Here is a 19,279-nt window from a genome sequence, read left to right as displayed (position 1 = left end):
AGCACCTTTGATGTTAGCCACCGCCGTAACCCTCGGCCCATGCGATGCGGGACAGCAAAGCCAGCGCCGAGGAATAATAGTCGGTGCATTGCTGTACTTGCGGCAGAACGGGAAGCCCTAATTGGGGCGAAGTAGCGCCGGTTATATCGCGAACCGCAACGAGTCCGCCGGCGGCGGCGTAGGTGGATACCGCATTGGTCTTGAGATTGGCCCAGGCCGGCTGATAGTGGGCGCCGGTCGCCCAGAAATCCTCGAAAGACGCGGCGACGGCAGATGGCAAATTCTGCCCCCAGACCAGATTCAGCGGCACGCGGATCGCATCATAGGAGCAGAGCGGCGGCCAGCCGGACGCAATCGTTGCGGTGCCGCCGTGCAGTGGCACGGCAAGCCAATCCGGCGGCAATTGCCAGCGACCGAAGCGTGCGGCCTCAATCAGGGACAAGGCATCCAGGCCCAGCACCTGCCACAGCGGCGAGGGGTCAATGACCGCGAGTTCCCGGAAGGCGACGAAGTTGTTGTAGGAGAGATTGACGATGATTTCGGATTTGCGCTGAAAACCATTTACGCCGGGCAGCAGCACCAGCCGGGTGCCGGCATTGACGATCAGCTTCTGCCGGATCGCCTGGGCAATGGCGCGCGCCTGATTGCCATCATCGGCGCGCCCCCAAAGGGTCGCCGCGCGGCTCAGGGCCATGGCAATGACCAGATCGCCGTCGGTCGCGTTATTGTCGTCCGGCGTCGGATTTTTCTGGTTGGGCTGGTAGCGCCAGATATGCAGCGCGTCCGTCGGCCGCGACAGATTCTTCGCGGTCCAGCCTTTGATGAGGTCGAAGCTTGCCTGATCGCCGAAGGTCAGCGCGAAGAGCATGCCGTAGCTTTGCCCCTCGGAATGCGAGATGCCGTTATTGCCGGTATCGACCACGCGTCCGTCAGCCGTCACGAAGCGGCTTTTGAACGAAATCCAGTCAGGGTCGTTGATCGGGAAATTGGCGCGCGCTGCCGCGGCCCTATGGCTTGGGGCCAAGGCAAAGACCGCACCGGCTGCGCCGCAGCCCAGAATGTGACGGCGTGACAGAGGCATCAGTCACCAGGACGCTAAAATCTGGCGGTAAGAATCCGGCGCCGGGAGCATTAGAGCTGACGGCCAGGGATTGCGGAATGCAATTCCTGGCCGGCCAGAGATCCGTTTCAGCTCAGTCATCCCCAATTCAATCCCCGGCCATACTCACTAGGAAGTATGGCCATTATAAGGGCTTACCGCAAAGCTTATATGCACTGAGCGGTGAGCCTGTTCCCGGGGCAGGGCGCTACCCGGAATGGTTGGGGATGAGCAAGCCCTTGTAGAGACCTAAACCTTAGAGATTAGTCTTTAAGTTAAAGGGATGCCATGTCGACGACAAAGCGGTATTTGACGTCGCTTTTCAGCATCCGGGCATAAGCGCCCTCGATTTCGTCCATCTTGATCATCTCGATATCGGCCGTCAGCCCATGCTCGGCACAGAAATCCAGCATTTCCTGGGTCTCGGGAATGCCACCAATCAATGAGCCGGCAAAGCTGCGGCGACGCCAGATAACGCTAAAGGCCGAAACCGACAGCGGATTTTCCGGAGCGCCGACCTGGCACAATGTGCCGTCGAGCTTCAGCAGGCCGAGATAGGCGTCGATCGGATGATCGGCCGCGACGGTATCGAGGATGAAATCGAAACTGTCGGTGTGTTTCGCCATCTCATCCGCGTTTTTGGAGATGACGACTTCGTCCGCGCCGAGCTTCTTCGCGTCTTCCGCCTTGCCGGCCGAGGTCGTGAACAGCACGACGCGGGCACCCATGGCATGGGCGATCTTGAGGCCCATATGGCCGAGACCGCCAAGACCGACGATGCCGACCTTATGGCCCGGCCCGACTTTCCAATGCCGCAGCGGCGAATAGGTGGTGATGCCGGCGCATAGCAGCGGGGCTGCTGCGGCCAGATCCATGCCTTCGGGGATGGTCAGCACGAAATGCTGGTCGACGACGATTTTGTCGGAATAGCCGCCGAAGGTGGGGCCGCCGATGATGGGATCGACACCGTTATAGGTGCCGTTGAAGCCGTTCTCGCAATAGTTCTCGAAGCCCTTCTGGCAGGCCGAGCAGGTGCGGCAGGAACCGACGAGACAGCCCACACCGACCGCGTCACCGACCTTGAAGCGCGTGACGCCGGCGCCGACGCTTTCGACATGGCCGACGATTTCATGGCCGGGAATGCAGGGATAGACGGTGTTGCGCCATTCGTTGCGGACCTGATGCAGGTCGGAATGGCAGACGCCGCAAAAGGCGATCTTGATGACAACGTCTTCCGCGCCTGGGTCGCGGCGGTTGAAGGAAATAGGGGCCACGGGCGCGGAGGCCGCGGTGGCACCATAGCCGACACATTGCAGCATGATGCGTCCTTACCGATCAATTGATTATGGGTGACTGGATGTCATGGAAAGGGAGCACTCAAAATAAACGAGAGTGCTCCTCCGCTTTCAATCAACCATAATGCAGCGCGTTTGGGAAGGGGCGGCACCCGTCCCGCGCGTGACGATTGTCAGCAGTTCATGTGGCCGGCGGCCACGCAGTCCTGAGTCTGCATGAAATGGCTGATCGTCGGAAAGGCGAGCCAGCCGCCCAGGATGATGACGGCAACAATGACCAGGACAATCAAGGCCAGGATATTGCCGTTATCACCCATGCGGTCTGGCTCCGTTTTTTTTCGTTCCTAGCCCGTCTTTTAGAAGGTGACCGGCGTTGCCTGCACCACCAAAGGCAGCGCCCGCACCGCGTCCAGCACCGTTTCCGGCAAGGGCTCGTCAAGCGAGACGAGGCAGATCGCGTCCCCACCGGCCGCCGCACGGCCGAGGTGGAAGGTCGCGATATTGATGCCGGCGTCGGACAGGGTCGCGCCGAAGCGGCCGATAAAGCCCGGCTTGTCCTGGTTCGTCACGTACAGCATGTGGCGGCTGAAATCCGCTTCCACCGGAATGCCCTTGATCTCGACCAGGCGGGCTTTGGACCCGGCGAAGAGCGTGCCGGCGACCGAGCGGGTATTGGTCTTGGTCGCAATGGTCAGGCGGATGAGCGTCTGATACTCGCTGGCGCGGTCGTGCACGGTCTCGGTCACCTCGATGCCGCGCTCACGCGCGAGCACCGGGGCATTGACCATATTGGCGCCCGTGATCATCGGCGCCATCAGCCCGGCGAGCGCTGCGGCGGTCAGCGGCTTGTGGTTGAGCTGAGCGACCGCGCCCTCATACTCGATCGTCACATGGGTGATGACGCCGTCCTTGGCCTGTGTCAGCTGGCCGGCGAATTCACCCAGGCGGCGGGCGAGTTCCATATAGGGGCGCACGCGCGGCGCATCCTCGGCCGAGATGGCCGGCACGTTGATGGCGTTGGAGACAGCGCCTGTCAGCAGATAGTCGCTCATCTGCTCGGCCACCTGCAGCGCCACATTTTCCTGCGCTTCGGCGGTGGAGGCACCCAGATGCGGCGTGCAGACCACGTTTTCGAGCGCGAAAAGCGGGTTTTCCTTCGCGGGCTCAACCTCGAACACATCGAGCGCGGCGCCGGCCACCTTGCCGGATTGCAGGCCTTCCAGCAGGGCGGCTTCTTCGACCAGCCCGCCACGGGCGCAATTGATGATGCGCACGCCCTGTTTCATCGTGGCAATGGCTGCCGCGTTGATGATGTAGCGCGTGCCGTCCACCAGCGGCGTATGCAGGGTGATGAAATCGGCGCGGGCGAAAAGCTCGGGCAGTTCCACCTTCTCGACACCGAGTTCGACGGCGCGCTTGTCGGACAGGAAGGGATCGAAGGCGATGACCTTCATCTTCAGCCCGACGGCGCGGTCGGCGACGATGGAACCGATATTGCCGCAGCCGATGATGCCGAGCGTCTTGGCCGTCAGCTCCACGCCCATGAAGCGGTTCTTTTCCCACTTGCCGGCGCGGGTGGAGGCGGACGCCTCCGGCAGCTGGCGGGCGAGGGCGAACATCATGGCGATAGCATGTTCGGCGGTGGTGATGGCATTGCCGAAGGGCGTGTTCATGACGACGACGCCATGCGCGGTCGCGGCCTTGATGTCGACATTGTCGACGCCGATGCCGGCGCGGCCGACGACCTTCAGGTTCGGCGCCGCTTCCAGCAGTTCCTTCGTCACCTTGCTGGCGGAACGGATCGCCAGACCATCATACGCGCCGATGATGGCGCGCAATTCGGCCGGGCTGAGGCCGGTCTTCACATCCGTCTCGACCCCGCGCGTGCGGAAGATTTCGATGGCTGCGGGCGAAAGCTTATCGGAAATCAGAACTTTGGGCATTGCGATTACTCCGCCGCCGTGATGGTCGCGAACTCGGCCTCAACCTGGGCATGCGCCCAGTCGAGCCAGGGAAGAAGGGCTTCGATATCGGCAGTCTCCACGGTCGCACCGCCCCAGATGCGCAGGCCCGGCGGCGCGTCGCGGTAGGAGGCGATGTCGAGCGCGGCCCCTTCCTTTTCGAGCAGGGAGGCCAGCTTCTTCGCGGCCTTGGCCTGGGTTTCGGCGCTCAATGCGGCGAACCAGGGGGCAGTGATGGAGAGGCAGATCGAGGTCGAGGATCGGATGGCTGCATCTTCCGCCAGGAAGCTGGCCCAATCGCTTTGGGCGACCCAGGCGGCCATGGCGGCGAGATTGGCTTCCGAACGGGCGATCAGACCCGGCAGGCCGCCGACCGACTGCGCCCAGCGCAGGCCGTCCAGCGCATCTTCGACGCAAAGCATGGAGGGCGTATTGATGGTCTCGCCGATGAAGACGCCTTCGATCAGCTTGCCGCCGCTGGTGAGGCGGAAGATCTTGGGCAGCGGCCGGTCCGGCTTGAAGGTGGTCAGGCGCTCCACGGCACGCGGGGACAGAGCCAGCATGCCATGGGCAGCTTCACCACCCAAAACCTTCTGCCAGGACCAGGTCACGACATCGAGCTTGTCCCAGGGCAGGTCCATGGCGAAGGCGGCCGAGGTCGCGTCGCAGATGACCAGGCCTTCGCGGTCGGCCGCGATGAAATCGCCATTCGCATAGCGCACGCCGGAGGTGGTGCCGTTCCAGGCCAGAACCACGTCATGCGCTGGGTTGACGGCCGCGAGGTCCGGCAGCTTGCCATATTCGGCGCCCAGCACGCGGGCGTCCGCCAGCTTCAACTGCTTAATGACATCGGTCGCCCAGCCTTCGGAGAAGCTTTCATGGGCGAGAACGTCGACCGGGCGGGCGCCGAGCATGGACCAGAGGGCCATTTCCACGGCGCCGGTGTCGGATGCCGGCACAATGCCGAGCTTCCAGCCTTCGGGCATGCCGAGGATATCGCGGGAGAGGGTAATGACCTCCGCCAGGCGCGCCTTCGGCTCTTTGGCGCGGTGGCTGCGGCCGAGCATCGCGCCGCTCAGCGCGTCCAGCGTAAAGCCGGGTCGCTTGGCGCAAGGGCCAGATGAGAAATTGGGATTGTTCGGACGGATGTCCGGCTTCGTGACGAGTGCCATTTTGGCTCTCCCTTTCAGAAGAGAAGCGCCCCGGTGGGGGGGCGTGACCCGCCGACGCGTGTAGAGGATTGCCGCCAATTTCGCAATCACCGTAACCGGGGGCAGGGTTGCCACGAATATTCTGTGACAGGCGAGGCTAGGAGAGCACAGCACCAGCGTTTAGGTTGCCGGTTGAATATGAGGATGGCAGCACCGCAGGTGACACCGCTTTATGGTTGAACCGATTGGAGATGATCTGGGCCTGCTGATGGCAGCGGCCCAGCGCGGTGACGCGTCCGCCTACCGGCAGGTCTTGCGCGATGCAGTGCCCGTCATCACGGCGGTCGCCCGCCGGCGTGGCGTCAGCGCCGATCAGGTCGAGGACGTGGTACAGGAGGTTTTGATCACCCTACATCGGGCGCGTGCGACCTATGATCCGGCCAGGCCGTTTTTGCCTTGGTTGCGGGCCATTTCGGATCGCCGCGCGATCGACCTGCTGCGACGCTCGGGCCGGCATGCCGCGCGGGAGGTGCATGACCCGATCGCTTATGAAAATTTCGCGTCAGATCAGCAGCAGGCGGAAAGCGTGCTGGATGCCGATGACCGCGCCCAGGCCCTGCGCCGCACCGTGGCAGACCTGCCCGCCGGTCAGCGCCAGGCCGCCGAGCGATTGGGGCTGGCCGGCGAATCGCTGGAAGAGGCATCGGCCGCGACCGGCCGATCTAAAACGGCGCTCAAGGTCAATCTGCATCGTGCGCTGAAATCCCTGAGGCAGCGCATGGGCGTGAAGGATGCGGCGGAGGAGGGTGACGATGTCTGAACCCCTTTCGCATCAGCAATTAATCGATAAGCTCAGCCGCGACCTGAAGCCCGTGCGCCGCGTGCGCCCGGCGCGCCTGGTACTGCTTTGGCTGGTGCTGGTTGCGGTTTTTGCCGATGTCTTCGCCGTGCGGGCGGATCTGCATGCGATGATGGCGCATCTGATGCTGGCGCCGTACATGTGGTTGGCGGCGCTCAGTTCGGCCGTGACGGCGGTCCTGGCTGTGATCGCCGCTTTCATGACCGGCATGCCGGGGCGCAGCCCGCGCTGGGCCTTGCTGCCCATGCCTGCGCTCGCCTGGTGGGTCGTCGAATGCGGCATGGGCTTCGCCCATATCTGGAGCCTGCCGGGATGGCAGGATGCCCGCATGCTGGGCGGCGAATATAGTTTCGGGTTCATCCTTTTGGTGTCGCTGCCGCTATCGGCGCTGCTGGCTCTGCTGCTGCGCCGGACCTTTCCCGTGCGACCCAATTTGACGGCGGCTTTGGCCGGCCTGGCGGCAGCGGGCGCCGCGGTGACCCTGCTCAATTTCTTCCATGCCTATGACGGCTCGCTGCCCGATCTGGTGGGGCATCTGGGGGCGGTCGCCATCATCGTCGGTCTCAATCGCCTGTGCGCGCGCTGGTTGTTCCGTTAAGATGCGTGCAGTCGGAAGCCTGGAGGAGAGGCGCGATGAGCGAAACCTACGATCATGATTTCTACGCCTGGGCGAATGAGCAGGCCGCGCTGCTGCGCGCCGGGCGGCTGAACGAGGCCGATATCGCCAATATCGCCGAGGAAATCGAAAGCATGGGCCGGAGCGAAAAGCGCGAACTGATCAACCGCCTGATCCTTCTGCTTCAGCATCTGCTCAAGTGGCAGTATCAGCCCGACCGGCGTGGCAAAAGCTGGCGCGTCACGATCATGAACAACCGCAGGCAGCTGGTCCGGCATCTGAAAGACAATCCTAGCCTGAAGTCCATGCTGCCAGAGGCGCTAACGGAAGCCTATGGCGATGCGATTCTGGAAGCGGTCGGCGAGGCCAACCTCGACGAGAGCACCTTCCCACCCGCTTGCCCCTGGAGTTTCGCGCAGATCATGGACCCTGACTTCTGGCCAGCCTGACCGCTCTCTTCGCGGGGGACTGGATCCTTCGCCGCCGGATTCAGGACCGTAAGGCGCGCACGATCGGCAGGTTGGCTGGATCGGCACGCTTCGTCGCAGACGGCGGCGGCATAGGCTTTTCCGAAAGCGGCAGGTTGGTGCTGGGCGATGTCGCGATGGACGCGGCACGCGATTATCGTTTCGAAATAGTTGCGTCCGATCGTTTTCGCGTCTTCTTCGATGACGGCAGGTTCTTTCATGAGGCGCGTTTGGATGATGGCGGCATTGCCTGCACGTCTCATGACTGCGCGCCGGATCTCTATCGCGGGCGCTACCGGATAGAGGCGCCGGATCGCTGGCGCCTGTCCTGGCGCATCACGGGGCCACGCAAGGATCTTGTCATTGCCTCACTCTTCACGCGGCGATGAAGCGATCCTGTAGGGCGGCGATGCGGGCCGGATCGATCGTGACATTATGGGCCAGCGGGCCGTGGCCTCGGCCCAGGCCCGGTGCTTTGCGGATGGCGGCGGCGACATAGGCGCAGGCGCGGCGCACGGCGTCTTCCAATCCCATGCCCTGGGCAAGACCGGTCGCGATGGCGCTGGCCAGCGTGCAGCCGGTGCCGTGGGTGCTGGTGGAATTGATCCGTTCGCCGGTAATGGCAATGGTACCGTCACGCGTCGCCAGCAAGTCCGTGACCGTCGCACCGGTCAGATGGCCGCCCTTCACCAGAACAGCCGCCGCGCCGGTCGCGAGCAGTGCCTGTGCCGCCTCGCGCTGGGCGCCCTCGTCCGAAATCCTGCGGCCCAGCAGCAATTCGGCTTCGGGGATATTGGGTGTAATCACGGTCGCCAGCGGCAGCAGGCGGGATTTCAAGGCGGTCAGCGCGTCTTCCGATTGCAGCCGGTCGCCGCTGGTCGCGACCATCACCGGGTCCATGACGAAGGGCAGGCGCGGTGACAGCCTGCCGATGAAATCCGCGACGGCCAGGATAGTCGCACTATCCGGCAGCATGCCGGTCTTGATCGCATCCGCGCCGATATCGCTCATCACGGCGTCGATCTGGGCGGTCAGAAACGCGGGCGGCACCGGCAATACGTCCATGACACCCAGCGTGTTCTGCGCCGTCAGCGCCGTCAGCGCCGTGGTCGCAAAGCCGCCCAAGGCCATGACGGATTTGATATCGGCCTGAATGCCGGCGCCGCCGCCGCTGTCGGACCCGGCGATGACGAGGACGCGGCCTTTCGACGAAGCCATCAGGCGGTGGTCTCCGGGGCGCGGGCGACGGCGGCAATGACCTCGCACAACTCGCCCACAATCCGCCCGATCAGGTCGCGGTCATCGGCCTCGGCCATGACGCGGATCAGCGGCTCGGTGCCGCTGGGGCGGATCAGCAGCCGCCCTTCTGGTCCGATGGCGGCCTCGGCCTCGACGATCGCGGCTTTGACGCGCGCGTCGAGCAGGGGCGAGGGGCCGGCGAAGCGGACATTGCGCAGCAATTGCGGCGAGGGCTGGAAGACCCGGCAGACTTCCGAGGCTGGCTTGCCCTGGCGCACCAGCACGGCCAGCACCTGCAAGGCCGCGACCAGCCCATCTCCCGTCGTCGAGAAATCGGACAGGATGACATGGCCGGACTGCTCGCCACCCAGATTGATGCCGAGCGCGCGCATGCGCTCCGCCACGTAGCGGTCACCTACCTGCGTGCGATGCAGGTCCAATCCCAAATTCCGGAGATATTTCTGTAGCCCGAGATTGGACATGACGGTGGCGACGATGCCGCTGCCCTGAAGCCGGTCCGTCTTGGCCCAAAAGCCGGCGATCAGCGCCAGGATCTGGTCGCCATCGATGATTTCGCCATGCTCGTCGGATAGGATGAGCCGGTCGGCATCGCCGTCCAGCGCGATGCCGATATCGGCGCCGTGCTCAACGACGGCCGCACAGAGATGATCCGGCGCGGTCGAGCCGCAGCCCTTGTTGATATTGAACCCGTCCGGAGAGACGCCCAGCGGAATGACCTGGGCGCCCAGTTCCCACAGCGCGGTGGGGGCCACGCGATAGGCGGCGCCATTGGCGCAATCCAGCACGATCTTCAACCCGTCCAGGCGCAGGCCCTTGGGGAAGGTGCCCTTCACGCCCTCGATATAGCGGCCGGCGGCGTCATTCAGGCGGCGGGCGCGGCCGAGTTCATCCGGCTTGGCGAGCTGGCTGGCCAGGTCGGCCTTCATCTCCGCCTCTATCTCGGCCTCATGCGCATCCGACAGTTTCACGCCGTCCGGACCGAAGAGCTTGATGCCGTTATCTTCGAAAGGATTGTGGGAGGCTGAGATCATGACGCCCAGATCGGCGCGCAGGCTGCGCGTCAGCAGCGCGATGGCGGGCGTCGGCAAAGGGCCGGCGAGCACCACATCCATGCCGGCGGACAGGAACCCGGCGGTCAGCGCCTGTTCGATCATATAGCCCGACAGACGCGTGTCCTTGCCGATCAGAACCTGATGGCGATAGCTGCCGCGGGTGAACATCAGCCCGGCCGCCTGGCCCAGCCGCATGGCGGTCTCCACCGTCATGGGGTGGGAATTGGCGCGGCCGCGAATGCCATCCGTGCCGAACAGGGCGCGGGCGGGAGCCGCCTTCGGGCTCTCGGTGCGGTTGCTCATGGGTTTATCCGCCTCGTGTCAAACAGTCTCAAGCGCGCTTGGTGTAGCGATGCGCTGGCGGACAGGCAATTCAGGGCTGGTATCAGAGGGTTTCGAGGAGGGGAACGCCTGCGGATCTTGCGGCGGCGATCAGTGCTTTGTCGCGTGTCGCAAGGGGGACATTCAGCCCCAGTGCGAGGGCCAGATAGGAGGCATCATAGGCCGTGAGCTTATATTGACGAGCCAAGGTATCGAGTGTCGTGAATGATCCCCTCTCCGCATAGTCGATCACGACAGGAAGTGCCGCGAGACGGAGAAGAGATTGAGCACGATAAGAAGGCGTTATGCGTTGTCTGCGCTCAGCCATCAGCAAGCTATTGACCGCTTCCACTGGCCAGAGCGCTGGCGCGTAGCAACCGGACAAAAGAACCCTGTCCAGAAGTTTCATGACAGCAGGGGTCTGCTCGTCCTCGAAACACCAGGCAAGAGCGACAGAGTTATCGAGAACGAATGTCATTACCGCTAGTAGCGGCGGCCTTCATCGATAAGCTCGCGAATGGTGAGCCCATTCAGCCGCACCCCTTTACTCATCTCGCGCAGTCCATCCGCGGCGGCCTTTGCCTTGTCCCGATCAAAGGGAGGCGGCAGAGGGACAAGGCGTGCAACCGGCTTGCCGTCGCGCGTTATGGTAACCGCTTCACCCTGCTCGACGCGGGTCAGCAGGTCCTGAATTTGTTCGCTGCCCGTAATTTCGGCGAAGCTGTCCATCGTCATGCCCTCGATCAGACAATTATAGCATGTCGCAGGTCGTTTTGGGGCTAATTCGCGAATCCCCGCCACACGCGCACGGCCTGGACCGTTTCCGGCACGTCATGCACGCGCAGGATCGCGGCCCCTTGCGTCAGGGCAAACAAGGCCGCTGCCAGTGACCCGCCCAGCCGTTTGATCGCGACCGGCTCACCCGAGAGCTGGCCGATGAAGCCTTTGCGCGACAGGCCGATCAGCATGGGGAAGCCGAGGCCGCGCAGCGGTGCCAGATTGCGCATGAGGTCGATATTCTGCTCGGCCACCTTGGCGAAGCCGAAGCCGGGGTCCGTCACGATCGCCTGCGCCGGCAGGCCGGCTTCGATGGCAGCCGCGATCTGCGCGCCGAGTTCAGCCGCGACATCCTGGCCGATATCGCCATAGCGATTGAGGCCGTTCATCGTCTCGGGCGTGCCGCGCATATGCATCAGCACCGTCGGGGCCTGCCGCGCCACCACCAGCGAAAGCGAATCCGGATCGTGGGTCAACGCGGTTACGTCATTGACGATGCGAGCCCCGGCATCGAGCGCCGCCGCCATGGTGCCGGCATTGCGCGTATCGACCGAAATGACGGCGCCACGCTCGGCCAGGGCGCGGATGACCGGCACGATGCGGCGTGCTTCTTCGGCAGGGTCTACGACCAGCGCACCGGGGCGGGTGCTTTCCCCGCCGATATCCAGAATATCCGCGCCCGCCTCCAGCATGGCCAGACCGGCGGCCATCGCCGCGTCATCGTGAAAATGCCGGCCGCCATCGCTGAAACTATCGGGCGTGACGTTGAGAATGCCCATGACCAGGGGCCTGTCGAGGCTGAGACCGGCCCAGTGCCGGATCGGATGCTGTTCCATGCCCCCCAATAGCAAAACCCCCGGCCTTTTGGACCGGGGGTTCTGGCAGATCAGGCGAGAAGGCTGGCTCAGGCCGGGTTCGGGGTCGGCCCGATACCACCGGTGATCGGCGGCACCGGACGTCCGGCGGCCGGCACCGAAGCCCGGCGATTCTCCGGCGGCACGACGTCATCCACCGGCTTGCGCACGATCGGCTCGCCACGCAGCATGCCGCGAATTTCGTCGCCCGAAAGCGTTTCGAATTCGAGCAGGGCGCGGGCGATGGCATGCAGGGCCGCGACATTCTCAGACAGAAGCGACTTTGCCTTGGCATAGGCGGCGTCGATGATCGACTTGATCTCGGTGTCGATCTCGCGTGCCGTCGCCTCGGACACGTTCTTATGCTGCGTCACGGAATGGCCGAGGAAAACCTCCTGGCCATTGTCGCCATAGGCGATCATGCCCAGCTTATCGCTCATGCCCCATTCGGTGATCATCCGGCGGGACTGGTCGGTCGCCATCTTGATGTCGCCCGAAGCGCCGTTGGACACCTTGTCCGCGCCGAAGATGATCTCCTCCGCCGCACGGCCGCCCATGGCCATGGTCAGTTCGCCCAGCAGCTTGGACTTGCTCTTGGAGTAGCGGTCGCCTTCCGGCAGGCTCATCACCAGACCCAGCGCACGGCCGCGCGGAATGATGGTGGCCTTGTGGACCGGGTCACATTCCGGCTCCAGCATGGCGCAGAGCGCATGACCGGCCTCGTGATAGGCGGTCATCTTCTTTTCGTCTTCGCTCATGACCAGCGACCGGCGCTCGGCGCCCATCATCACCTTGTCCTTTGCATCCTCGAACTCGGTCATGGAGACGACGCGCTTGCTGCGGCGGGCCGCGAGCAGGGCGCCTTCATTGACGAGATTCGCCAGATCGGCACCGGAGAAGCCCGGCGTGCCGCGCGCGATGGTCTTGGGATCGACGTCAGCGGCCAGCGGCACTTTGCGCATATGCACGCGCAGGATGCGTTCGCGGCCATTCACGTCCGGGTTCGGCACCACAACCTGACGGTCGAAGCGGCCGGGGCGCAGCAGAGCGGCGTCCAGCACGTCCGGACGGTTGGTGGCGGCAATCAGGATCACGCCCTCATTGCTTTCGAAACCGTCCATTTCGACCAGAAGCTGGTTCAGCGTCTGCTCACGCTCGTCATTGCCGCCGCCGAGGCCGGCACCGCGATGGCGGCCGACGGCGTCGATTTCGTCGATGAAGATGATGCAGGGCGCGTTCTTCTTGCCCTGTTCGAACATGTCGCGCACGCGGCTGGCGCCGACGCCGACGAACATTTCCACGAAGTCGGAGCCCGAGATCGTGAAGAAAGGCACATTCGCCTCACCGGCGATGGCGCGCGCCAGCAGCGTCTTACCCGTGCCGGGCGGGCCGACCAGCAGCACGCCCTTGGGGATCTTGCCACCCAGGCGCTGGAACTTCTGCGGATCTTTCAGGAATTCCACGACCTCGCCGAGTTCGGTCTTGGCTTCCTCGATGCCGGCCACGTCTTCGAAGGTGACGCGGCCCTGCTTCTCGGTCAGCAGCCGGGCGCGGGACTTGCCAAAGCCCATGGCGCGGCCGCCGCCGGACTGCATCTGGCGCAGGAAGAAGATCCACACGCCGACGAAGAGCAGCATCGGGAACCAGGACAGCAGGTAGTGCAGCAGCGGGTTGCTGTCGCCGTCAGCCGGCTTGGCGACGATCTCGACATTCTTGTCGGTCAGCGTCTGAACCAAGGTGGGATCGTCAGGCGTGTAGGTTTCGAAAGCGCGTCCGTCCTTCAGGTCGCCGCTGATATTGCGGTCCTGAATGACGACGTCTTTGACGTCACCCTGCTTCACCTGGCTCAAAAATTCGGAATAGGCCATCTGGGTGACGTTGGAGGACGTGTTCGTACCTCTCAGACCACCCGGTTGGAACAGGCTGAAGAGCACCACAAGTAGCAGTGCGATGATCACCCACAAAGCAAGGTTGCGACCGAAATTGCTCATTACGTCATCCAGTTCCTAACCGGCATAGCGGCATTGCCCGAGCCGGCCCGTTTCCCTCAGCATGGAGCGAAAACAGGTTTTAGCATCGGAAGGCCTTCCACCCAAGGCGAGACCTCAACCCATAATATTCCGCCTTGTCACCTTAAAGATAGGAAGTCTTTCGCCTGAGCGCAGCCCCTATCTGACGCGGCATGGTGGATATGATCATCTTTTCGGGGGGTGGGAGGCAAGTTTACCCATCCACGACGCCAAAAGGGGCGCCCGCAGCCGCAACGGCCGGGCTGAATATCAGCCGCCGCCCGCTGGTTTCGCCCTCGGCGGCCCAGGACAAGGCCGGGACGGACAGCAGGCGGCCAGTCGCGGCATCGCGAAAGCAACCGAGCGTGCGCAGCACCGCTGCCGGCAGGTCCGACACGCGGCGGAAGCGGGTCGCGTCGTCGCCGAGGGCTGCGATCTGCGTCTGCGGCCATCCGGACTCGTCCCGGGGCAGGCGAAATCGCCCGTCCCAGAGGTTGCCGGGCGATGCCGGGACGGGCGCGGCCATGGCGACTTCCTCGCGGCACAGCACAAAGCCCGCGCCCAGCCGGCCGGCGGGGACAAGCCTGGCACCACCGAAAACCAGCCCCCGGCCGATCTGCCCTGCCGGATCGGCCGCGATGCGGCTGATGACCGCCAGGTCCGGTGGATAGGCCGCGCCCGTTACCATGCGGGTCGCGCCGGACAGCGCCTCAGCGGGCCAGGGTCCGTCGCTTGCGATGCGCAGAAAGCCTTCCGGCCGGATGGCGGCATGCCGGGCCAGGAAGGTCGCCGCCACCCGGTCGGCCAAGGCACGGCGGTGGCCATAGTCTGTTGCCGCATCCGTCAGGGCGCGCGTTGCGGGGCCGGTGCCGGCGGCATCGGCGCGCAATCCGCGCAGACGGGCGCGCATGTAATGCGGATCGGCATTGGTCGGATCTTCAGCCCAGGGCAGTCCTGCCGCGCGCAGGGTCGCGCGCAACCGGCCCGAGGGCATCGTCAGCAATGGCCGCACCAGCCGCAGGCCGTCGGTTTCTGTGACGGCGGCCATGCCCGCCAGCCCGGCATCGCCGCTGCCGCGCAGGGCGCGCATCAGCAGCGTCTCGGCCTGGTCGGCGGCATGGTGGCCGAGCAGAAGATGAATGATCCCGGCCGCGCGGCAGGCTTCCGCCAGGGCGTGATAGCGGGCGGCGCGGGCGCGGTCGGAAATGCCCGGCCCGGGGGCCAGATCGCACAAGGGGAGAATGCGTGCCGAAATGCCCAGCGATTGCAGAGTCGTGGCGGCGCCTTCGGCTTCTGTCCGCGCTTCGCTGCGAAGGCCGTGGTCGACGATGAAGGCCTGTGTCTGGCCACCCTCCGCTTGCGCCCATTCCTGGGCCAGCATCGCGAGTGCCAGACTGTCGGCCCCGCCGGAGACCGCAAGGCCCAGACAAGGGCGGCGGCCGAAGGGACCGAGCCGCCCGAGCAGAGAGGAAAATTCCGCAGCCGAAACCGGCTGCGGGGTCAGGCGATCAGGCGCGGCCTGCGTCAGCAACCGAGCCTTTTATGCTGGGCCGCAATCGGGCCCACCAGATAGGCCGGGGGCTTCGGGAATTGCGCATGCAGCGTCGACAGCGTGTCGCAGGCTGCCGCTTTCTGCTTGATCGAAGCCAGCGTCATGGACAGGCCGAGCAGCGCGTTCGGCGCCTTCTTGCCCTTATGGTTCATATTATAGGCGTCGTCGAAAGCGAGCGCCGCTTCCTGGAAGCGCCCCTGGCCCTGAAGCGACTGCGCCAGCAGATATTGCGCGTCATAGGCGCGCGGGCTGGTGCGATGCTTGGCCAGCACTTCGCGCGCGATTCCTTCGGAGGTCTGATACTTGCCGTCATGGAGCGCGATATTGCCCTGGCTGATCAGATCCTCGGGCGTCGCCGCGGCAACCGGGCCGGGGGCCGGCGCGCTGGGCGGCGGGGGGGTGGCCGGGGCAGCGCTGCCGCCGCCATTGCCGCCAGCGCCCGCAGCCGGTGCCGCACCGCCATTCTGCATCTGGAATGTGATGTCGCCGATCTGCTTGTTGAGCTGCTGGTTCTGCGTGTTCACCTGGTTCTGCAACTGCTGAAGCTGGCCCGTCAGGCTGCGGACTTCATCCTCAAGCGTGCTGACGCGTTGCAGCAACTGGCTGGTCAGCGGACCGCCGCCGCCATTATCGGCCGGGGCCGATGAACCGCCGCCACCGCCGCTGCCATTCGCCTGCACCTGCTGCAGGGTCGCCTGCATCTGCTGAACCTGATTCTGGACCGATGAAATCTGGTTCTGCAGCGCGATGCCTTCGCGGCTGCTGACGGAATCACTTTGCGCATGGGCAAACTGCGGCTGGAAGAGGAGGCATAGGGCACTTGCACAGAACCCGGCCAGCAAGGACTTCTTCATAGGGTGACAAATCTCCGAGGGCGACGCCAGCAACGCTTCTACCACCAGGGTTTCCGCGCGTCATGATGACAGGCTTACCAAAAGATTGTCATCCGGGCAGGCGTGCATCAGCAAAACGCGAAACGGCGGCATAAAAAATGGCGGGCAGCTTGCGCTGTCCGCCATTTTTGCGTTTCCGCTCGAATGAGGGTGGCGAGAACGCCACCCGACGTTTCGAGTTTAGGAGGAAGCGCCGGTGCCTTCCTGCGGGTTGTGGCCCTGCACGGAGGTGATGGCATTACGGTTCTGCTGGTAGGACGCATCGTCATCGCCCTGAGCCGTCGGGCGATCCTTGCCGTAGGAGATGGTCTGGATGCGCGAACCGTCGACGCCCTGGGCGACCAGGAAGTCGCGAGCGGCGTCAGCGCGGCGCTGGCCGAGCGCCAGGTTGTATTCTTCGGTGCCGCGGGGATCGCAGTTACCGGCAACCAGCACGGAAACCTGCGGGAACTTCTGCAGCCAGCCGGCCTGGTGCGACAGGGTGGCGGTCGCATCGGAGGACAGGCTGGTCTTGTTGAAGCCGTAGAACACGCGGTCGCCGACATTCGCGACCAGGTCTTCTTCGCTGCCCGGGGCCGGGCCGGAGGTGACGGTCTGGCCCGCACCGGTCGACATCGCCGTGGCGGCCGGCTTGGCGCAAGCAGCAAGCAAAGCAACGGCAGCGAAGGCGCCGAGCATCTTGATGTTCATTTGGATCGTGTCCCTACTGGGGTTCGTGTTGACAGAAACCGACGCGGTGCGAAAAAATCAACCGGAAGAATCAACCTGAAAGCTAGGAATAATCAGGCTAAGCGGCGCTTACAGTGACCAATGGCTTACGGTCAAGCAATGTAGGCGTCATTCTTGGAAATGCAGCCCTACGTGAATAAAATGCCACAGGTTTGGAAGCGAAAACTTTCGATCGCGCCGCTGAGGCGACGCGATCTGAGCGAATAATCAAACTCTTATCAACGATCCGGCAGGCGATTGATACCGCCGGGTCTATGACAGTAGCGGCGACCAGGCCGGGTCGGACGCGCTGGTCGGCGTCTGCACCGGCTGTTCGTTGAATCCGGTAATGTCGATCGAGACCAGACGCGAACTGGCGCCCGCGCCGCGCTGGAACATGATGACACGGCCATTCGGGCAGAAAGTCGGGCTTTCCACATCGAAACTTTCCGACAAGGTACGCTCGCCGGAGCCGTCCGGCGCCATCACGCCCACGGCAAAATTGCTGCCCAGGCGGGTGAAGGCGATAAGGTCGCCGCGCGGCGACCAGACCGGGTCGGCGTAGCGGCCGGCACCGAAACTGATGCGGCGGACGTTGGAACCGTCAGCGCCCATCACGTAAAGTTGCTGATCGCCACCACGATCCGATTCAAAAACGATCTGGCTGCCGTCCGGGCTGTAGCACGGATTGGCGTCGATCGCGCCGGAACTGGTCAGTGTCCGCACATTCCCGCCCGAGAGGGAGCAGGTGATGATATTGGCGCCGCCATTCTGATACAGCGACATGATGATGCTGTTGCCGTCCGGCGCGAAGCGCGGCGAGAAGGTCATGGTGCGGAAATTGCCGATCAGGGACCGCGTGCCGCTGCCCAGATCGAACAGATAGACGCGCACGATCTTGTTCACATAGCTGATGAAGGCGAGCTGATCGCGCGTCGGGCTGAAGCGCGGCCCCAGCGCCGTCCAGCTGCCATCCGTCAGGAAACGGTTATTGGCCCCGTCCTGATCCATGATCGCCAGGCGCTTGGTCGGATTGTTGTTCGGGCCGGTGGTCGAGATATAGGCGATGCGGGTGTCGAAATAGCCCTTCTCGCCCAGCAGGCGCTGATAGATGACGTCCGCGATGATATGCGCGATGCGGCGCCAGTTGGAGGCCGAGGTCGTATAGGCCGTGCCCTGTAGCTGCGTGCCGGGCAGGATGTCCCAGAGACGGAATTCGACGCGCAGCTGGTCGCCGCTCTGCGTCACGCTGCCTGTCACCAGCGCCTGAGCGCCGGTGCCTTTCCAGGCGCCGAAATCGGGCGCGCCGCCCGGAGCCGTCGCCGCCACGCCCGAGGCGTCGACGACGCGGAACAGGCCGCAATTATTGAGATCGGCGGAAATCACGCTGACCAGGTCGCCCTGGCTGGTGCCGCCGGCGAAGGGCGGAATGGCGATCGGAATCGGTGCCGTACGGGCACGGTTGACGTCGATCACGGCGGTGCCGGCGGCGTCGCCGCCGGCCGGGGCGGCCGCCGGGGCGCTCTGTGCGAAAGCCGGGGCGGCCAGCGCGGTCGCCAGTGTCGTGCCGATCATGCCACGGCGCGTGATGCGCCGGATCAGTCCGGGCACCGTCGGCGCGGCATCATCGGTTTCACCAAGGAGATGGTTGGACGAGGTCATTCTTGTTCCTGCTTCCCTGTCACGGACTGAACCGAAAGGTGAAGGTATGGGCCGAACCTAAGAGCGAAGGCGGCAATGGCAAGGGTGAGCAGTGATAGTCGAGCACGGCGCGGACCGCACGCTCGGCGAAAGCCTGCAGCACCGGATTGCCGTTCACACGACCCTGATCGGACGGCGCGACCGAGGCCAGGCGCGGCGTGCCGGTGCCGTCCGTCGTGACCTTGAGGATCACGCTCAGGCTCTGCACGCCTTCGGCGCCGCTATCGATGGTCCAGCAGGCGCGGACCTTGTCGCCGATAGCGCCGCGCTGGGCCGCCGTCAGCGATGACGTGGCATCGCTGTTGCGCGCCCCGCCGGCATCCGGCGCGCCACCCTGCTGCGGATTGTAGCGAGAGGTCGGCGTCTTCTGGTTCATGTTCATCGACCGCAGCTTGTCCAGCGTATTGAGCACGGACTGGCTCATCGCCGCCGGGTTCTGCGTCGGATGCGGCTGCGTCGTCGGGCTTACCGGCGCGGGGGGCGCAGGCGGGGCCGGGGGCGGCGGCATGGGCAAAGCGGGCGTCGCGTCGGCCGTCTGCTCCGGCGAGGGCTTGGCCGGCGTTTCGGTCTTGGTCGGCGGCGTCTGCGTCTGCTCGGGCTTGGGCGTCGGCTGCGGCTTCGCGGGCGTCGGCTTGGGCGGCTTCGGCGTCGGCTGAGCCTTGGGCGTCGATTGCGGTTGCGGCGGGGTCGGCGCAGGCGGGGGC

Annotated in this window: 20 protein-coding genes; 4 read left to right on the top strand and 16 right to left on the bottom strand. The window is 64.5% G+C overall.

All coding sequences use genetic code 11. The features are described 5' to 3' along the window. Positions 1-13 precede the first annotated feature (13 nt). The 5 genes from ASILVAE211_RS14330 to ASILVAE211_RS14310 form a co-directional block, all read right to left on the bottom strand. The gene (locus tag ASILVAE211_RS14330) at positions 14-1,081 is read right to left on the bottom strand and encodes a glycosyl hydrolase family 8 (protein ID WP_227322020.1); all 1,068 of its coding nucleotides are present in this window, start codon (positions 1,079-1,081) and stop codon (positions 14-16) included. A 293-nt stretch (positions 1,082-1,374) separates the two neighbouring features. Continuing rightward, the gene (locus ASILVAE211_RS14325) at positions 1,375-2,418 is read right to left on the bottom strand and encodes an NAD(P)-dependent alcohol dehydrogenase (RefSeq protein ID WP_227322019.1); all 1,044 of its coding nucleotides are present in this window, start codon (positions 2,416-2,418) and stop codon (positions 1,375-1,377) included. 149 nt (positions 2,419-2,567) lie between these two features. Next, positions 2,568-2,711, bottom strand: coding sequence for a hypothetical protein (locus ASILVAE211_RS14320; protein ID WP_227322018.1), 144 nt, complete (start codon positions 2,709-2,711; stop codon positions 2,568-2,570). Positions 2,712-2,750: 39 nt separating this feature from the next. Next, the gene (gene serA / locus ASILVAE211_RS14315) at positions 2,751-4,337 is read right to left on the bottom strand and encodes a phosphoglycerate dehydrogenase (RefSeq protein WP_227322017.1); all 1,587 of its coding nucleotides are present in this window, start codon (positions 4,335-4,337) and stop codon (positions 2,751-2,753) included. A 5-nt stretch (positions 4,338-4,342) separates the two neighbouring features. Next, complete coding sequence (locus tag ASILVAE211_RS14310) at positions 4,343-5,527, bottom strand: phosphoserine transaminase (protein WP_227322016.1); 1,185 nt, start codon at positions 5,525-5,527, stop codon at positions 4,343-4,345. A 211-nt stretch (positions 5,528-5,738) separates the two neighbouring features. On the opposite strand from ASILVAE211_RS14310, the gene ASILVAE211_RS14305 reads away from it, so the two are divergent. Genes ASILVAE211_RS14305 through ASILVAE211_RS14290 form a run of 4 tightly spaced genes read left to right on the top strand, consistent with a single transcriptional unit; the run spans position 5,739 to position 7,837 of the window. After that, positions 5,739-6,326, top strand: coding sequence for a sigma-70 family RNA polymerase sigma factor (locus ASILVAE211_RS14305; RefSeq protein ID WP_227322015.1), 588 nt, complete (start codon positions 5,739-5,741; stop codon positions 6,324-6,326). Further along, positions 6,319-6,963 (top strand): NrsF family protein, encoded by a 645-nt coding sequence (locus ASILVAE211_RS14300; RefSeq protein WP_227322014.1) that lies wholly within the window; start codon positions 6,319-6,321, stop codon positions 6,961-6,963. Before ASILVAE211_RS14305 ends, ASILVAE211_RS14300 begins: the two co-directional genes overlap by 8 nt. 35 nt (positions 6,964-6,998) lie before the next feature. Further along, the gene (locus ASILVAE211_RS14295; protein WP_227322013.1) at positions 6,999-7,430 is read left to right on the top strand and encodes a DUF29 domain-containing protein; all 432 of its coding nucleotides are present in this window, start codon (positions 6,999-7,001) and stop codon (positions 7,428-7,430) included. Then, positions 7,418-7,837 carry a DUF6314 family protein gene (locus ASILVAE211_RS14290; protein ID WP_319799580.1) on the top strand — a complete coding sequence of 140 codons (420 nt, stop codon included), beginning with the start codon at positions 7,418-7,420 and terminating at the stop codon, positions 7,835-7,837. The genes ASILVAE211_RS14295 and ASILVAE211_RS14290 overlap by 13 nt, the downstream gene beginning before the upstream one ends. On the opposite strand, the gene thiD is transcribed toward ASILVAE211_RS14290, so the two are convergent. From thiD to ASILVAE211_RS14235, 11 genes are all read right to left on the bottom strand, one after another. After that, positions 7,824-8,666: a bifunctional hydroxymethylpyrimidine kinase/phosphomethylpyrimidine kinase gene (gene thiD, locus ASILVAE211_RS14285; RefSeq protein ID WP_227322012.1), complete on the bottom strand. Its 843-nt coding sequence runs from the start codon at positions 8,664-8,666 to the stop codon at positions 7,824-7,826. The two genes, ASILVAE211_RS14290 and thiD, sit on opposite strands and share 14 nt — an antisense overlap. Next, positions 8,666-10,063 carry a phosphoglucosamine mutase gene (gene glmM / locus ASILVAE211_RS14280; RefSeq protein WP_227322011.1) on the bottom strand — a complete coding sequence of 466 codons (1,398 nt, stop codon included), beginning with the start codon at positions 10,061-10,063 and terminating at the stop codon, positions 8,666-8,668. Before glmM ends, thiD begins: the two co-directional genes overlap by 1 nt. An 82-nt stretch (positions 10,064-10,145) precedes the next feature. Continuing rightward, entirely contained in the window at positions 10,146-10,559 is a 414-nt protein-coding gene (locus ASILVAE211_RS14275; protein ID WP_227322010.1) for a type II toxin-antitoxin system VapC family toxin, read from the bottom strand. A gap of 5 nt (positions 10,560-10,564) precedes the next feature. Continuing rightward, positions 10,565-10,816, bottom strand: a complete 252-nt coding sequence (locus ASILVAE211_RS14270) for a type II toxin-antitoxin system Phd/YefM family antitoxin (RefSeq protein WP_227322009.1) — start codon at positions 10,814-10,816, stop codon at positions 10,565-10,567. Between the two features lie 44 nt (positions 10,817-10,860). Further along, entirely contained in the window at positions 10,861-11,694 is an 834-nt protein-coding gene (gene folP, locus ASILVAE211_RS14265) for a dihydropteroate synthase (protein ID WP_227322008.1), read from the bottom strand. A gap of 68 nt (positions 11,695-11,762) precedes the next feature. After that, positions 11,763-13,703 (bottom strand): ATP-dependent zinc metalloprotease FtsH, encoded by a 1,941-nt coding sequence (gene ftsH / locus ASILVAE211_RS14260; protein WP_227322007.1) that lies wholly within the window; start codon positions 13,701-13,703, stop codon positions 11,763-11,765. A gap of 232 nt (positions 13,704-13,935) precedes the next feature. After that, on the bottom strand, positions 13,936-15,252 hold the full coding sequence (tilS, locus tag ASILVAE211_RS14255; RefSeq protein ID WP_227322006.1) for a tRNA lysidine(34) synthetase TilS: 1,317 nt from the start codon (positions 15,250-15,252) through the stop codon (positions 13,936-13,938). Beyond that, the gene (locus ASILVAE211_RS14250; RefSeq protein ID WP_227322005.1) at positions 15,246-16,127 is read right to left on the bottom strand and encodes a tetratricopeptide repeat protein; all 882 of its coding nucleotides are present in this window, start codon (positions 16,125-16,127) and stop codon (positions 15,246-15,248) included. The genes tilS and ASILVAE211_RS14250 overlap by 7 nt, the downstream gene beginning before the upstream one ends. A gap of 219 nt (positions 16,128-16,346) precedes the next feature. Beyond that, positions 16,347-16,856, bottom strand: coding sequence for a peptidoglycan-associated lipoprotein Pal (pal, locus tag ASILVAE211_RS14245; RefSeq protein WP_227322004.1), 510 nt, complete (start codon positions 16,854-16,856; stop codon positions 16,347-16,349). 291 nt (positions 16,857-17,147) lie between these two features. After that, positions 17,148-18,536 (bottom strand): Tol-Pal system beta propeller repeat protein TolB, encoded by a 1,389-nt coding sequence (tolB, locus tag ASILVAE211_RS14240; protein WP_406566066.1) that lies wholly within the window; start codon positions 18,534-18,536, stop codon positions 17,148-17,150. 19 nt (positions 18,537-18,555) lie between these two features. Further along, positions 18,556-19,279 (bottom strand): hypothetical protein (locus ASILVAE211_RS14235; protein ID WP_227322003.1); only part of this gene is annotated, 724 nt, incomplete at its 5' end.

Origin of the sequence: Acidisoma silvae, assembly GCF_020618775.1 — a bacterium.
In the GTDB taxonomy this organism is placed as follows: Bacteria; Pseudomonadota; Alphaproteobacteria; order Acetobacterales; family Acetobacteraceae; genus Acidisoma; species Acidisoma silvae.
This window is presented reverse-complemented; position numbering and strand designations above follow the sequence as displayed.

What these genes read in the sequence shown, in the direction of transcription:
- ASILVAE211_RS14330 (WP_227322020.1), bottom strand. Translation starts at nt 1,081, where the DNA reads ATGCCTCTGTCACGCCGTCACATTCTGGGCTGCGGCGCAGCCGGTGCG.
- ASILVAE211_RS14325 (WP_227322019.1), bottom strand. Translation starts at nt 2,418, where the DNA reads ATGCTGCAATGTGTCGGCTATGGTGCCACCGCGGCCTCCGCGCCCGTG.
- ASILVAE211_RS14320 (WP_227322018.1), bottom strand. Translation starts at nt 2,711, where the DNA reads ATGGGTGATAACGGCAATATCCTGGCCTTGATTGTCCTGGTCATTGTT.
- serA (WP_227322017.1), bottom strand. Translation starts at nt 4,337, where the DNA reads ATGCCCAAAGTTCTGATTTCCGATAAGCTTTCGCCCGCAGCCATCGAA.
- ASILVAE211_RS14310 (WP_227322016.1), bottom strand. Translation starts at nt 5,527, where the DNA reads ATGGCACTCGTCACGAAGCCGGACATCCGTCCGAACAATCCCAATTTC.
- ASILVAE211_RS14305 (WP_227322015.1), top strand. Translation starts at nt 5,739, where the DNA reads ATGGTTGAACCGATTGGAGATGATCTGGGCCTGCTGATGGCAGCGGCC.
- ASILVAE211_RS14300 (WP_227322014.1), top strand. Translation starts at nt 6,319, where the DNA reads ATGTCTGAACCCCTTTCGCATCAGCAATTAATCGATAAGCTCAGCCGC.
- ASILVAE211_RS14295 (WP_227322013.1), top strand. Translation starts at nt 6,999, where the DNA reads ATGAGCGAAACCTACGATCATGATTTCTACGCCTGGGCGAATGAGCAG.
- thiD (WP_227322012.1), bottom strand. Translation starts at nt 8,666, where the DNA reads ATGGCTTCGTCGAAAGGCCGCGTCCTCGTCATCGCCGGGTCCGACAGC.
- glmM (WP_227322011.1), bottom strand. Translation starts at nt 10,063, where the DNA reads ATGAGCAACCGCACCGAGAGCCCGAAGGCGGCTCCCGCCCGCGCCCTG.
- ASILVAE211_RS14275 (WP_227322010.1), bottom strand. Translation starts at nt 10,559, where the DNA reads ATGACATTCGTTCTCGATAACTCTGTCGCTCTTGCCTGGTGTTTCGAG.
- ASILVAE211_RS14270 (WP_227322009.1), bottom strand. Translation starts at nt 10,816, where the DNA reads ATGACGATGGACAGCTTCGCCGAAATTACGGGCAGCGAACAAATTCAG.
- folP (WP_227322008.1), bottom strand. Translation starts at nt 11,694, where the DNA reads ATGGAACAGCATCCGATCCGGCACTGGGCCGGTCTCAGCCTCGACAGG.
- ftsH (WP_227322007.1), bottom strand. Translation starts at nt 13,703, where the DNA reads ATGAGCAATTTCGGTCGCAACCTTGCTTTGTGGGTGATCATCGCACTG.
- ASILVAE211_RS14250 (WP_227322005.1), bottom strand. Translation starts at nt 16,127, where the DNA reads ATGAAGAAGTCCTTGCTGGCCGGGTTCTGTGCAAGTGCCCTATGCCTC.
- pal (WP_227322004.1), bottom strand. Translation starts at nt 16,856, where the DNA reads ATGAACATCAAGATGCTCGGCGCCTTCGCTGCCGTTGCTTTGCTTGCT.
- tolB (WP_406566066.1), bottom strand. Translation starts at nt 18,536, where the DNA reads ATGACCTCGTCCAACCATCTCCTTGGTGAAACCGATGATGCCGCGCCG.